Origin of the sequence: Flavobacterium sp. RSSA_27, assembly GCF_051547125.1 — a bacterium.
GTDB lineage: Bacteria > Bacteroidota > Bacteroidia > Flavobacteriales > Flavobacteriaceae > Flavobacterium.
The window spans coordinates 155,802-169,083 of the sequence record NZ_JBPTTN010000007.1 but is presented as its reverse complement, the minus strand read 5'-3'; the positions used below and the strand labels follow the sequence as shown (position 1 = coordinate 169,083).

24 protein-coding genes are annotated in these 13,282 nt (G+C 34.2%); all 24 read left to right on the top strand.

Annotated elements, in window-relative coordinates:
- Window positions 1-3 precede the first annotated feature (3 nt).
- The 24 genes from rpsC to eno all read left to right on the top strand — a co-directional run bounded on the left by rpsC (window position 4) and on the right by eno (window position 13,219).
- Complete coding sequence (rpsC, locus tag ACSVH5_RS11370) at window positions 4-756, top strand: 30S ribosomal protein S3 (protein ID WP_438061546.1); 753 nt, start codon at window positions 4-6, stop codon at window positions 754-756.
- A gap of 19 nt (window positions 757-775) precedes the next feature.
- The gene (rplP, locus tag ACSVH5_RS11365) at window positions 776-1,201 is read left to right on the top strand and encodes a 50S ribosomal protein L16 (RefSeq protein WP_017495016.1); all 426 of its coding nucleotides are present in this window, start codon (window positions 776-778) and stop codon (window positions 1,199-1,201) included.
- Window positions 1,202-1,214: 13 nt separating this feature from the next.
- Window positions 1,215-1,406, top strand: coding sequence for a 50S ribosomal protein L29 (rpmC, locus tag ACSVH5_RS11360; protein WP_031456038.1), 192 nt, complete (start codon window positions 1,215-1,217; stop codon window positions 1,404-1,406).
- A gap of 17 nt (window positions 1,407-1,423) precedes the next feature.
- On the top strand, window positions 1,424-1,681 hold the full coding sequence (gene rpsQ, locus ACSVH5_RS11355; protein WP_438061545.1) for a 30S ribosomal protein S17: 258 nt from the start codon (window positions 1,424-1,426) through the stop codon (window positions 1,679-1,681).
- A 2-nt stretch (window positions 1,682-1,683) separates the two neighbouring features.
- Window positions 1,684-2,052 carry a 50S ribosomal protein L14 gene (rplN, locus tag ACSVH5_RS11350; RefSeq protein ID WP_007803649.1) on the top strand — a complete coding sequence of 123 codons (369 nt, stop codon included), beginning with the start codon at window positions 1,684-1,686 and terminating at the stop codon, window positions 2,050-2,052.
- An 11-nt stretch (window positions 2,053-2,063) separates the two neighbouring features.
- Window positions 2,064-2,378: a 50S ribosomal protein L24 gene (gene rplX / locus ACSVH5_RS11345; protein ID WP_438061544.1), complete on the top strand. Its 315-nt coding sequence runs from the start codon at window positions 2,064-2,066 to the stop codon at window positions 2,376-2,378.
- A 2-nt stretch (window positions 2,379-2,380) separates the two neighbouring features.
- On the top strand, window positions 2,381-2,932 hold the full coding sequence (gene rplE, locus ACSVH5_RS11340; RefSeq protein ID WP_438061543.1) for a 50S ribosomal protein L5: 552 nt from the start codon (window positions 2,381-2,383) through the stop codon (window positions 2,930-2,932).
- Window positions 2,933-2,935: 3 nt separating this feature from the next.
- Entirely contained in the window at window positions 2,936-3,205 is a 270-nt protein-coding gene (gene rpsN, locus ACSVH5_RS11335; RefSeq protein ID WP_026707007.1) for a 30S ribosomal protein S14, read from the top strand.
- Between the two features lie 110 nt (window positions 3,206-3,315).
- Entirely contained in the window at window positions 3,316-3,714 is a 399-nt protein-coding gene (gene rpsH / locus ACSVH5_RS11330) for a 30S ribosomal protein S8 (RefSeq protein ID WP_438061542.1), read from the top strand.
- A gap of 19 nt (window positions 3,715-3,733) precedes the next feature.
- A complete protein-coding gene (gene rplF, locus ACSVH5_RS11325) occupies window positions 3,734-4,276 on the top strand; it encodes a 50S ribosomal protein L6 (RefSeq protein ID WP_438061541.1) in 543 nt (180 codons plus the stop codon).
- An 11-nt stretch (window positions 4,277-4,287) separates the two neighbouring features.
- Entirely contained in the window at window positions 4,288-4,638 is a 351-nt protein-coding gene (gene rplR / locus ACSVH5_RS11320) for a 50S ribosomal protein L18 (RefSeq protein WP_438061540.1), read from the top strand.
- A gap of 6 nt (window positions 4,639-4,644) precedes the next feature.
- Window positions 4,645-5,172, top strand: coding sequence for a 30S ribosomal protein S5 (rpsE, locus tag ACSVH5_RS11315; protein WP_438061539.1), 528 nt, complete (start codon window positions 4,645-4,647; stop codon window positions 5,170-5,172).
- A 12-nt stretch (window positions 5,173-5,184) separates the two neighbouring features.
- A complete protein-coding gene (gene rpmD, locus ACSVH5_RS11310) occupies window positions 5,185-5,367 on the top strand; it encodes a 50S ribosomal protein L30 (protein WP_024981523.1) in 183 nt (60 codons plus the stop codon).
- 11 nt (window positions 5,368-5,378) lie between these two features.
- Entirely contained in the window at window positions 5,379-5,831 is a 453-nt protein-coding gene (gene rplO / locus ACSVH5_RS11305; protein WP_438061538.1) for a 50S ribosomal protein L15, read from the top strand.
- Window positions 5,832-5,844: 13 nt separating this feature from the next.
- Window positions 5,845-7,191, top strand: a complete 1,347-nt coding sequence (secY, locus tag ACSVH5_RS11300; RefSeq protein WP_438061537.1) for a preprotein translocase subunit SecY — start codon at window positions 5,845-5,847, stop codon at window positions 7,189-7,191.
- A gap of 4 nt (window positions 7,192-7,195) precedes the next feature.
- Window positions 7,196-7,411, top strand: coding sequence for a translation initiation factor IF-1 (gene infA, locus ACSVH5_RS11295; protein WP_007136545.1), 216 nt, complete (start codon window positions 7,196-7,198; stop codon window positions 7,409-7,411).
- A gap of 11 nt (window positions 7,412-7,422) precedes the next feature.
- A complete protein-coding gene (ykgO, locus tag ACSVH5_RS11290) occupies window positions 7,423-7,539 on the top strand; it encodes a type B 50S ribosomal protein L36 (protein ID WP_002987490.1) in 117 nt (38 codons plus the stop codon).
- Between the two features lie 2 nt (window positions 7,540-7,541).
- A complete protein-coding gene (gene rpsM, locus ACSVH5_RS11285; protein WP_200107060.1) occupies window positions 7,542-7,916 on the top strand; it encodes a 30S ribosomal protein S13 in 375 nt (124 codons plus the stop codon).
- 8 nt (window positions 7,917-7,924) lie between these two features.
- Window positions 7,925-8,308, top strand: coding sequence for a 30S ribosomal protein S11 (rpsK, locus tag ACSVH5_RS11280; protein WP_007803677.1), 384 nt, complete (start codon window positions 7,925-7,927; stop codon window positions 8,306-8,308).
- A 92-nt stretch (window positions 8,309-8,400) separates the two neighbouring features.
- Window positions 8,401-9,006 (top strand): 30S ribosomal protein S4, encoded by a 606-nt coding sequence (gene rpsD / locus ACSVH5_RS11275; RefSeq protein WP_024981528.1) that lies wholly within the window; start codon window positions 8,401-8,403, stop codon window positions 9,004-9,006.
- A gap of 21 nt (window positions 9,007-9,027) precedes the next feature.
- Window positions 9,028-10,020: a DNA-directed RNA polymerase subunit alpha gene (locus ACSVH5_RS11270; RefSeq protein ID WP_064716169.1), complete on the top strand. Its 993-nt coding sequence runs from the start codon at window positions 9,028-9,030 to the stop codon at window positions 10,018-10,020.
- Window positions 10,021-10,059: 39 nt separating this feature from the next.
- A complete protein-coding gene (rplQ, locus tag ACSVH5_RS11265) occupies window positions 10,060-10,548 on the top strand; it encodes a 50S ribosomal protein L17 (protein WP_438061536.1) in 489 nt (162 codons plus the stop codon).
- Between the two features lie 159 nt (window positions 10,549-10,707).
- Entirely contained in the window at window positions 10,708-11,817 is a 1,110-nt protein-coding gene (gene carA, locus ACSVH5_RS11260) for a glutamine-hydrolyzing carbamoyl-phosphate synthase small subunit (protein ID WP_438061535.1), read from the top strand.
- A gap of 109 nt (window positions 11,818-11,926) precedes the next feature.
- Window positions 11,927-13,219, top strand: a complete 1,293-nt coding sequence (gene eno / locus ACSVH5_RS11255; protein WP_438061534.1) for a phosphopyruvate hydratase — start codon at window positions 11,927-11,929, stop codon at window positions 13,217-13,219.
- The last annotated feature ends 63 nt before the right edge of the window (window positions 13,220-13,282 follow it).

Here is a 13,282-nt window from a genome sequence, read left to right as displayed (position 1 = left end):
AGCATGGGACAAAAGACAAATCCAATTGGAAATAGACTTGGTATCATCAGAGGATGGGACTCAAACTGGTATGGTGGAAATGATTACGGTGATAAATTAGCCGAAGATCACAAAATCAGAAAGTATGTTCATGCTCGTTTATCAAAAGCTAGTGTATCAAAAGTAATCATCGAGAGAACTTTGAAACTTGTAACCGTTACTATCACTACTGCTAGACCTGGTATTATTATCGGTAAAGGTGGACAAGAGGTAGACAAGTTAAAAGAAGAACTTAAGAAAATTACTGACAAAGAGGTTCAAATTAACATCTTTGAAATTAAAAGACCTGAACTTGACGCGTATCTAGTTGCTACAAGCATCTGTCGTCAAATTGAAAGCAGAATTTCTTATAGACGTGCTATTAAAATGGCCATCGCAGCCTCTATGCGTATGAATGCTGAAGGAATTAAAGTTTTAATCTCTGGTCGTTTGAATGGTGCTGAGATGGCACGTTCAGAAGGTTTCAAAGAAGGTAGAATTCCTCTATCAACTTTCAGAGCTGATATTGATTATGCACTTGCTGAAGCTCATACTACATATGGTAGAATGGGAATTAAAGTGTGGATCATGAAAGGTGAAGTTTACGGGAAGAGAGATCTTTCTCCACTTACTGGTATGGACAAAAAACAAGCTGGTGGTAAAGGAGGAGATTCTTCTAGAGGAGACAGAAAGCCTTTCAATAAAGGTGGAAAACCAGACGCTCGTAAAAGAAAGTAAATTTTTAAACTAAAGAAAAATGTTACAGCCTAAAAGAACAAAGTATCGTAAGGTACAAAAGGGTAAAATGAAAGGAAATTCTCAAAGAGGACATGAACTTTCAAATGGAATGTTTGGTATTAAATCTGTACATGAAGATGGAATGTTCTTAACCTCTCGTCAAATCGAAGCTGCACGTATCGCTGCAACTCGTTATATGAAAAGAGAAGGACAATTATGGATTAAAATATTTCCAGACAAACCAATCACTAAGAAGCCTCTTGAGGTACGTATGGGTAAAGGTAAAGGTGCCGTTGAATATTGGGCAGCTGTAGTTAAACCTGGAAGAATTATGTTTGAAGTTGGAGGAGTTCCTTTGTCTGTTGCTAAAGAGGCGTTACGTCTAGCAGCTCAAAAACTTCCAGTAAAAACTAAATTCGTTGTTGCAAGAGATTTCGAAGCATAATCTATATTATATTATGAAACAATCAGAAATAAAAGATCTTTCTGCAGCGGAGTTGCAAGAAAAACTAAGTCAAACTAAAAAGGTTTATGCCGATTTAAAAATGGCTCACGCTATTTCTCCGATCGAAAATCCACTTCAAATAAGAAGTGTACGTAGAACGGTTGCTAGATTAGCTACAGAACTTACTAAAAGAGAGTTACAATAATTGTAATCTGCTGAAAGATGGAAAAAAGAAATTTAAGAAAAGAAAGAATTGGTGTTGTTACTTCAAACAAAATGGATAAATCTATTGTTGTTGCTCAAGTAACTAGAGTAAAGCACCCATTATATGGTAAGTTCGTGTTGAAAACAAAGAAATTTGTTGCACACGACGAAACAAACGACTGTAACATCGGTGATACTGTAAGAATTAGCGAAACGCGTCCTTTGAGTAAATCAAAATGTTGGAGATTAGTTGAAATCCTAGAAAGAGCTAAATAATTATGGTACAACAAGAATCAAGACTAAAAGTAGCAGATAACACTGGAGCTAAAGAAGTTTTAACTATCCGTGTTTTAGGAGGTACCAAAAGAAGGTATGCCTCTGTTGGTGACAAAATTGTAGTTTCTATCAAAGATGCAACTCCAAACGGAAACGTGAAAAAAGGAGCTGTTTCAACTGCAGTGGTTGTACGTACCAAAAAAGAAGTAAGAAGAGCCGATGGTTCATACATCAGATTTGATGACAATGCATGCGTATTGTTAAATGCAGCTGGTGAGATGAGAGGAACTCGTGTTTTTGGTCCGGTAGCAAGAGAACTTCGTGAAAAACAATTCATGAAAATTGTATCATTAGCACCAGAAGTGCTTTAATTCGTTTTAAGATGATAAAGCTAAAAATAAAATCAGGAGATATCGTAAGAGTAATTGCTGGAGACCATAAAGGTGCTGAAGGTAAAGTATTACGTGTTTACCGTGAGAAAAACAAAGCGATTGTTGAAGGAGTAAACATGGTTTCAAAACATACGAAGCCAAGTGCTAAAAACCCTCAAGGTGGTATTGTAAAAAAGGAAGCTTCTATACAAATTTCTAACATTGCTCTTATAGATCCTAAAACTAAGGAAGCTACAAGAGTAGGTATTAGAGTAGAAGGAGATAAGAAAGTAAGATTTTCAAAAAAATCTAATCAAGTACTATAGTAATGGCATATATACCTAGACTAAAAGAAGAATATAAGAGCAGAGTTATTGCTGCTCTTAAAGAAGAGTTCGGTTACTCAAATGTAATGGAAGTTCCAAAATTGGAAAAGATTGTTTTGAGTAAAGGAGTTGGTGCAGCAGTATCTGATAAAAAACTAATTGACTATGCAGTTGAGGAGTTGACTAAGATTACTGGACAGAAAGCGATAGCTACTATTTCTAAAAAAGACGTTGCGTCTTTTAAACTTAGAAAAGGAATGCCAATTGGCGCAAAAGTGACTTTACGTGGAGAAAGAATGTATGAGTTTTTGGATAGACTTATTACTTCATCTTTACCTCGTGTAAGAGATTTTAGCGGAATTAAAGCTACAGGTTTTGATGGAAGAGGAAATTATAACTTAGGTGTTTTAGAACAAATCATTTTCCCAGAAATTGATATTGATAAAGTTAATAAAATATCTGGTATGGATATTACCTTCGTAACTACCGCAAAAACTGATAAAGAAGCAAAGTCATTGTTGGCTGAATTAGGTTTACCTTTTAAAAAGAATTAAGATATGGCTAAAGAATCAATGAAAGCCCGTGAGGTGAAAAGAGAAAAAACGGTAGCTAAATATGCTGAGAAAAGAAAAGCTTTGTTAGAAGCTGGAGATTTCGTAGGTTTGCAAAAATTACCGAAAAATGCTTCACCAGTTCGTTTGCACAATCGTTGTAAATTAACAGGTAGACCAAGAGGGTATATGCGTCAATTCGGTATTTCACGTGTAACATTCCGTGAAATGGCTAACAATGGATTGATACCAGGTGTTAAAAAAGCATCTTGGTAGAAAACTAATATTCAGACGTGAGTAATCACGTCTGTTTTTTCACATTTATAAACTGGTTTCAGGTTCGAATTACTAATTTGTTCGAAAACCGTTACCGCAAATTAATACATATGTATACAGATCCAATTGCAGATTATTTGACGAGAGTTCGAAACGCTGTGGCTGCAAACCACAAAGTTGTTGAAATTCCGGCATCTAATCTAAAGAAAGAGATAACTAAGATCTTATTTGATCAAGGTTACATCTTAAGTTACAAATTTGAAGAGAATTCTGTTCAGGGTTCCATCAAAATCGCTTTGAAGTATGATAAAGATACTAAAGAGTCTGTAATTAAAGATATCCAAAGAATTAGTAAACCAGGTTTACGTAAATACGCAGGTGCTTCTAAATTGCCTAGAATCCTTAATGGATTAGGAATTGCTATTGTTTCTACATCAAAAGGTTTGATGACTGGAAAACAAGCTAAGCAATTGAATGTTGGAGGAGAAGTAATTTGTTACGTATACTAATTTTTAAAGACTAGATAAGATGTCAAGAATAGGTAAAAGTCCAATTGTAATCCCTGCCGGAGTAACTGTTGAAGTTAAAGATGGTATTATTACAGTAAAAGGAAAAAATGGTCAACTAACACAGGAATTCTCAGATATTACTGTTACAGTTGAAGACGGTCAAGTTCAAGTTGAAAGAGCGTCTGATCACAAAGACCAAAGAGCAAAACACGGTTTATACCGTTCTTTAATCAATAATATGATTACTGGTGTTAACGAAGGTTTTACTAAATCTTTAGAGTTGGTTGGAGTAGGTTATAGAGCTTCAAATCAAGGACAAAAACTAGATTTAGCTTTAGGTTTTTCTCATAATATTATTTTAGAAGTTGCTCCAGAGGTTACTGTGGAAACTATTTCTGAAAAAGGAAAAAACCCAATCGTTAAGTTAACTTCTTTTGATAAACAACTTTTAGGACAAGTTGCTGCCAAAATTAGAGGTTTCCGTAAACCAGAGCCATACAAAGGTAAAGGGGTTAAATTTGTAGGTGAAGTATTAAGAAGAAAAGCAGGTAAATCAGCTTAAAAAATAAGATTATGTCATTAACAAAACCTGAAAGAAGACAGAGAATTAGATTCAGAATTAGAAAAACGATTAGTGGTTCAGCTACTAAACCAAGACTTTCTGTTTTTAGAAGTAACAAAGAAATTTATGCTCAATTAATTGACGATGTAAATGGAGTTACTTTATTAGCTGCCTCTTCAAGAGAAAAAGAAATAGGGAAAGGTACGAACATTGAAGTAGCTGCTGCTGTTGGAAAACTAGTTGCAGAAAAAGCTTTAAAAGCTGGTATTGAAACAGTAACTTTCGATAGAGGAGGTTATTTATATCATGGTCGTATTAAATCATTAGCAGAAGGCGCAAGAGCGGCTGGGCTTAAATTCTAATATAGTATGTCTAATAGTAAGTACAAGAATATAGAGTTAGTAAAACCAAGTGGTCTTGAATTAAAAGATCGTTTGGTGAGTGTTAATCGTGTTACTAAAGTTACAAAAGGTGGTAGAGCGTTTGGTTTTTCTGCTATTGTTGTAGTTGGTGATGAAAATGGAGTTGTAGGTCACGGATTAGGAAAATCTAAAGATGTGTCAGAAGCTATTGCAAAAGCAGTAGAAGATGCTAAGAAAAATTTAGTTAGAATTCCTTTGAATGGTCAATCAGTTCCTCACGAACAAAAAGGTAAATTTGGTGGTGCTCGTGTATTTTTAATTCCTGCCTCTCATGGTACAGGAGTTATTGCTGGTGGAGCTGTTCGTTCAGTTTTAGAATCAGTAGGTATTCATGATGTATTGTCAAAATCTCAAGGATCATCAAATCCTCATAATGTAGTTAAAGCAACTTTTGATGCTTTATTGCAAATGAGAAGCGCTTATACTGTTGCTAAACAAAGAGGTGTTTCTTTAGAGAAAGTTTTTAAAGGTTAATTCAAGGAAATTATGGCTAAATTATTAGTAAAACAAGTACGTAGTAAAATCAATTGTCCGCTTACTCAAAAAAGAGGTTTAGAGGCTTTAGGTTTACGTAAAATGGGACAAGTTGTAGAGCACGATTCAAATCCTGCTATCCTTGGGATGATAAATAAAGTTAAACACTTAGTTTCTGTTGAAGAAATTAAATAACAAATACTGGTATGAATTTAAGTAATTTACAACCTGCTGAGGGTTCTACACACAATCAAAATAAGAGATTAGGTAGAGGAGAAGGTTCTGGTAAAGGTGGTACTTCTGCAAGAGGGCACAAAGGAGCTAAATCTCGTTCTGGTTACTCTAAGAAGATTGGATTTGAAGGTGGACAAATGCCACTTCAAAGACGTGTTCCTAAGTTTGGTTTCACAAACATCAATCGTAAAGAATACGAAGGTGTTAATTTAGATACACTTCAACTATTAGTAGATAATGGTATTGTAACTGATACTGTAGATATGTCAGTTTATGTGGCAAATCGTTTGGCTTCTAAAAATGAAATCGTTAAGATTTTAGGAAGAGGTGAATTGAAAGCAAAATTAACGGTAACTGCTCACAAATTTACTGCTACTGCAAAAGCTGCTATTGAGGCTGCTGGAGGTGAAGCGGTAACATTATAATTTTTCAACTCATATGAAGAAATTTATTGAATCATTAAGTAATGTTTGGAAGATTGAAGAATTAAAAAACAGAATTCTTATTACTTTAGGACTTCTTTTAGTTTATCGTTTTGGTGCACACGTTACTTTACCTGGAATTGACGCAACTCAATTAACTGGTTTAGCTGGACAAACAAAAGATGGTATCGGATCGATATTGGATATGTTTACCGGTGGTGCATTTTCTAAAGCTTCAGTTTTTGCTTTAGGTATTATGCCTTATATTTCTGCTTCTATTGTTGTTCAGTTGATGGGAATTGCTATTCCTTATTTACAAAAATTGCAAAGTGATGGAGAAAGTGGCAGAAAAAAAATCAATCAGATTACTCGTTGGTTAACTATTGGTATAACCTTAGTTCAAGGTCCAACTTATATCTACAATCTTTACAGAACGTTACCAAGTAATGCCTTTTTGTTAGGTTTTAATTCTTTTGAATTCTTATTTTCTTCAGTTGTTATCCTGGTAACAGGAACAATTTTTGCAATGTGGTTGGGTGAAAAAATCACTGACAAAGGGATTGGAAATGGTATATCTTTATTGATTATGGTTGGAATATTGGCTAGATTTCCACAGGCTTTTATTCAAGAATTTACAACAAGAGTGACAAACAACAACGGCGGTCCAATGTTATTGGTAATCGAAGTTATTATTTGGTTATTAGTTATTATTTCTTGTGTATTGCTTGTAATGGCTGTAAGAAAAATACCAGTTCAGTATGCGAGACGAACTGCTTCAGGAGATTTCGAGCAGGATATGATGGGAGGTAATAGACAATGGATTCCTCTAAAGTTAAATGCTTCTGGAGTTATGCCTATCATTTTTGCTCAAGCGATTATGTTTATTCCAGCAGCTGTTGCTGGTTTATCTAAGTCAGAAACTTCTCAAACAATCGTCGGTGCTTTTAGTGACATCTTTGGTTTTTGGTATAATTTTGTATTTGCTAGCTTAATTGTTATCTTTACATTCTTTTATACTGCAATCACTGTGCCTACAAACAAGATGTCTGATGATTTAAAAAGAAGCGGTGGTTTCATTCCTGGTGTAAGACCTGGAGCTGAAACATCAGATTATCTTGATAAGGTGATGTCTTTAATTACTTTCCCAGGATCTTTATTTCTTGCTTTAATCGCTGTGTTCCCAGCTATTGTAGTAAGTCTTATGGATGTACAACAGTCATGGGCAATGTTTTTTGGAGGTACTTCATTAATCATTATGGTTGGTGTTGCTATTGACACAATGCAGCAAATTAATTCATACTTGTTGAATAAGCACTATGATGGTTTGATGAAAAGTGGTAAAAATAGAAAAGCAGTAGCTTAATTTTATGGCAAAACAATCAGCAATAGAACAAGACGGATCGATCATTGAAGCATTATCTAATGCGATGTTCCGTGTAGAGTTAGAAAACGGACACATTGTAATTGCTCATATTTCTGGTAAAATGCGTATGCATTACATCAAATTATTACCTGGTGATAAAGTGAAATTAGAAATGAGCCCTTACGATTTGTCAAAAGCAAGAATTACTTATAGATATTAAAGATATTCAAAATGAAAGTAAGAGCATCAGTTAAAAAAAGAAGCGCCGAGTGCATTATAGTGCGTAGAAAAGGCAGATTATACGTAATCAACAAAAAGAATCCTAGATTTAAACAAAGACAAGGATAATTATGGCAAGAATAGCAGGGGTAGACATCCCAAAAAACAAGAGAGGTGTAATAGCACTTACCTATATCTTCGGATTAGGAAAAAGTAGAGCAATTGAGATTTTAGAGAAAGCTCAAGTAAGCCAAGATAAGAAAGTTCAAGATTGGAACGATGATGAAATTGGAGCCATTCGTGAAGCCGTTTCTTCTTTCAAAATTGAAGGGGAATTGCGTTCTGAAATTTCTTTAAACATCAAACGTTTGATGGATATTGGTTGTTACAGAGGTATTCGTCATAGATCTGGTCTTCCATTAAGAGGTCAAAGAACTAAAAATAACTCTAGAACTAGAAAAGGTAAAAGAAAAACTGTTGCGAACAAGAAAAAAGCAACTAAATAATAAGTAATATGGCTAAAGCAACTGCAAAAAAACGTAAAGTTATCGTTGAATCAACTGGAGAGGCTCATATTTCTGCTACCTTCAATAACATCATCATTTCGTTAACTAACAAAAAAGGTGAAGTTATTTCTTGGTCTTCAGCTGGTAAAATGGGATTTAGAGGTTCAAAAAAGAACACTCCATATGCAGCCCAAATGGCAGCAGAAGATTGTAGTAAAGTAGCTCTTGAAGCTGGTCTTAAGAAAGTTAAAGTATATGTTAAAGGACCAGGTAACGGACGTGAGTCTGCTATCCGTTCTATACATAATGGCGGAATTGAAGTTACAGAAATTATTGATGTTACTCCAATGCCTCACAATGGATGTCGTCCTCCTAAAAGACGTAGAGTGTAATACTCAAATTAATTTATAGTATAACCTAGATAGAACATAGATTATCGAAGGATATGACCTGAATTCATAATCTCTATCTTAAACAAATTAAAATGGCAAGATATACTGGTCCAAGTACAAGAATCGCTCGAAAATTCGGCGAAGCAATTTTCGGAGACGATAAAGCTTTCGAAAAAAGAAATTATCCTCCTGGACAACACGGGATGGCTAAAAAAAGAGGAAAAAAATCTGAGTATGCTGTCCAATTGATGGAAAAGCAAAAAGCTAAATATTCTTATGGAATTTTAGAAAAGCAATTCAGAAATTTATTTGAAAAAGCATCAGCTACTAAAGGTGTTACAGGTGAAGTTTTATTACAATTGTGTGAAGCAAGATTAGATAATGTTGTTTTTAGAATGGGAATTGCCCCATCTAGAAGAGGTGCTCGTCAAATCGTTTCCCACAGACACATTACTGTAAACGGTGAAGTGGTTAATATTCCTTCTTACCACCTTAAGCCTGGTGATAAAGTTGCTGTTCGTGAAAAGTCTAAATCTTTAGAAGCTATCGAGCGATCTTTGTCTAATTCAAGTCATGTTTATGAATGGATTACTTGGAATAATGATCTTAAGGAAGGAACTTTTGTTTCTGTACCTGCAAGACTTCAGATTCCTGAAAACATTAAAGAACAATTAATCGTAGAGTTGTACAACAAATAATAATTGACTTAGTCGAAATTTATGGCAATATTTAATTTTCAGAAGCCCGATAAAGTTATCATGATCGATTCAACCGATTTTGAAGGTAAATTTGAATTTAGACCTTTAGAACCTGGTTATGGATTGACCGTTGGTAATGCACTTAGAAGAGTTTTGCTTTCAGCATTAGAAGGATATGCAATAACATCTGTTCGTATCGAAGGTGTAGATCATGAGTTTTCCACTATTTCAGGAGTTGTTGAGGATGTTACCGAAATTATCTTAAATCTTAAACAAGTGCGTTTTAAACGTCAAATTGAAGATATAGATAATGAATCAGTTACTATTTCTGTTTCAGGTAAAGATCAATTAACAGCTGGTGATTTTCAAAAGTTTATTTCAGGTTTTCAAGTTTTGAATCCAGAGCTTGTTATCTGTAATCTAGACAGTAAAATCAAATTAAGTTTTGATTTGACTATTGAAAAAGGAAGAGGTTATGTTCCTGCAGAGGAGAACAAAAAACAGAATGCTGCAATTGGTACTATTTTTACAGACTCTATTTTCACTCCTGTGAAAAATGTAAAATATGCTATTGAAAACTTCCGTGTTGAGCAAAAAACAGATTATGAAAAATTAGTTTTTGAAATTAAAACTGATGGTTCTATTAATCCAAAAGACGCTCTTACTGAAGCTGCAAAAGTTTTAATTCACCATTTCATGTTGTTTTCTGATGAAAGAATTACACTTGAGGCTGACGAAATTGCACAGACAGAATCTTATGATGAAGAATCATTACATATGAGACAATTGCTTAAAACAAAGCTTGTTGATATGGACTTGTCTGTTAGAGCTTTAAATTGTTTGAAAGCGGCTGAAGTTGATACACTTGGTGATTTAGTATCTTTCAATAAAAATGACTTAATGAAGTTCCGTAATTTCGGTAAAAAATCTTTAACAGAACTAGATGAGTTAGTGGCTGTGAAGAATCTGACTTTCGGGATGGATTTAACAAAATACAAACTAGATAAAGAATAATCTAATCCGCCTTTAAGGTGCGATTAAATTCATAAAGCAATGAGACACGGAAAAAAAATCAATCACTTAAGCAGACAGACTGCACATAGAAAATCTATGTTAGCTAATATGGCTTGTTCTCTTATTGAGCACAAACGTATTAACACTACTGTTGCTAAAGCTAAAGCGCTTAAACAATTTGTTGAGCCGCTTATAACAAAATCTAAAGCGGATACTACACACAATCGTCGTATCGTTTTTTCTTATTTACGTAGCAAATATGCCGTAACTGATTTATTCAGAGATGTTGCTGCAAAAGTTGGAGACCGTCCTGGTGGATATACTCGTATTATTAAAGTTGGTAATCGTTTGGGAGATAATGCTGATATGGCAATGATCGAGCTAGTTGATTTTAACGAACTTTACAACGGAGGTAAAAAAGAAGTTAAAAAGGCAAAAAGCCGTCGTGGTGGTAAAGCTAAAAAATCAGAAGAAGCTACTGAGGCTCCTGCTGAGAGTGCTGAACCAACTACTGAAGCTGCTGAATAATTATGAAGATAATCATTCTATAAACAAAATGAGGATAAGCTATTTTTAGTTTATCCTTTTTTTTTGCTTTCTAAGAAAACAATTTTTTATTTACTAATTGTAGATTTACATTGTTTCGCCTTCTTTTAAAATTTAAATTTGCAAAATTTTTAACTACATATGAAATATACAACTAGACAACAAGCTTTACTTTTACTTAGTGATGGAACTATTTTTTATGGTAAATCTATTGGATTAAGTGGTGTCGCTTTTGGAGAGGTTTGTTTTAATACTGGAATGACAGGATATCAGGAGATTTTTACAGACCCTTCGTATTTTGGACAATTAATGGTAGCAACAAATGCTCATATTGGGAATTATGGTGTCAATGACAAAGAGATAGAGTCGGATTCTATTAAAATATCAGGTTTAATTTGTAAAAATTTTAGCTTTAATTATTCTCGACCTGATGCCGAAGAAAGCCTTGAGAATTATTTCAAAAAACAAAATTTGATATGTTTATCTGATGTAGATACCAGAGCATTGGTAGGATATATTCGAGATAATGGTGCTATGAATGCTGTAATTTGCACCGACGGCACACCAATTGAGGAATTAAAAACTACTCTTGCTCAAGTACCTGACATGAAAGGTTTGGAATTGGCTTCTAAAGTGTCAACTAAAACTCCTTATTTCTTTGGAGATGAAAATGCTACTTATAAAGTTTCAGCATTAGATTTAGGAATAAAAACAAATATTTTAAGAAATTTAGCTAAAAGAGATTGTTATATTAAGGTGTTTCCTTATGATGCTTCTTATGAGGATTTAGCTTCTTTTAATCCAGATGGTTATTTTTTATCTAATGGTCCTGGTGACCCAGATCCTCTTGAAAGTGCTATTAGTGTTGCAAAGCAAATTATTGAAAATGATAAGCCATTGTTTGGAATTTGTTTAGGCCATCAAGTAATTGCTCTTGCTAATGGAATTTCAACTTATAAAATGTTTAATGGTCATAGAGGAATTAATCATCCGGTTACTAATTTGATAACTGGTAAAGGGGAAATCACTTCTCAAAATCATGGTTTTGCTGTTAATAGAGAAGAGTTGGAAAATCATGCTGAATTAGAGATTACGCACTTGCATCTAAATGATGGCACCGTTGCGGGTATGAGAATGAAGAATAAAAATTGTTTCTCTGTACAGTATCATCCAGAGGCGAGCCCTGGACCACATGATTCGAGTTATTTGTTCGATGATTTTATTAATAATATCAAGAATTCGAAAAACTAAAACGATATCGTTAATAATTTGTAAAATATTGTGCTTTAATAGTTTATATTTTTCAAAAAATAATGTGTAATTTTGAAAATACAAATTATTAATATAAATTATATACAAAATGAGTATTATAGTTAAAGTTTTTGCCAGACAAATTTTTGATTCAAGAGGGAATCCTACCATTGAAGTTGATGTAGTTACTGAAAATGGTATTATAGGTAGAGCAGCTGTTCCATCAGGTGCATCAACAGGAGAACATGAGGCTGTTGAATTGAGAGATGGTGGCAAAGCATTTTTAGGTAAAGGTGTTTTGACTGCGGTAAAGAATGTGAATACATTTATTGCTGAAGAATTAGTAGGTGTGTCGGTATTTGAGCAAAACAAACTAGATCAAATGATGATTGATTTAGATGGCACTCCAAATAAATCAAAATTAGGAGCAAATGCTATTTTAGGTGTTTCTCTTGCAGCTGCAAAAGCAGCAGCTAATGAGCTAGGTCTGCCATTGTATCGTTATGTTGGTGGTGTTTCTGCCAATACGTTGCCTTTGCCAATGATGAATATCATCAATGGAGGTTCGCATTCAGATGCTCCAATTGCGTTTCAAGAATTCATGATCATGCCTGTAAAAGCAACATCTTTTACACATGCATTACAGATGGGTACTGAAATTTTTCATAATCTAAAGAAAGTTTTACACGATAGAGGTCTTTCAACGGCAGTAGGTGATGAAGGAGGTTTTGCTCCAAATTTAGCTGGTGGTACTGAAGACGCGCTTGATACCATTAAAAAAGCAGTAGAAGCAGCAGGGTATACATTTGGAGACGAAGTGATGATAGCATTAGATTGCGCTGCTTCTGAGTTTTATGTTGATGGTAAATATGATTACTCTAAATTTGAAGGTCCAACAGGGAAAGTTAGAACTTCTGCTGAGCAAGTCGATTATCTAACAGAATTAGTTGCTAAATATCCTATCATATCCATTGAGGATGGAATGCAAGAGAACGATTGGGACGGTTGGAAATTATTGACTGAAAAAATCGGTGATAAAGTTCAATTAGTTGGTGACGATTTGTTTGTAACTAATGTAGAACGATTATCGACGGGTATTGAGAAAGGTATTGCGAATTCTATTTTGGTGAAAGTGAATCAAATAGGTACTTTAACAGAGACAATCGCAGCCGTAAACATGGCAAAAAATGCAGGGTATACTTCTGTAATGTCGCACCGTTCTGGTGAAACCGAAGATTATACTATTGCTGATTTGGCAGTAGCCTTAAATTGCGGTCAAATTAAAACAGGTTCTGCATCACGTTCTGATCGTATGGCAAAATACAACCAGTTATTACGCATAGAGGAAGAGCTTGAAGGAACTGCTTATTTTCCTGGAAAAAAAGCTTTTAATTTAAAATAGAATACAAGTCAATTTATTGTTAAGCCATCTGTTGATTCAGATGGCTTTTTTTGTAAACATTTA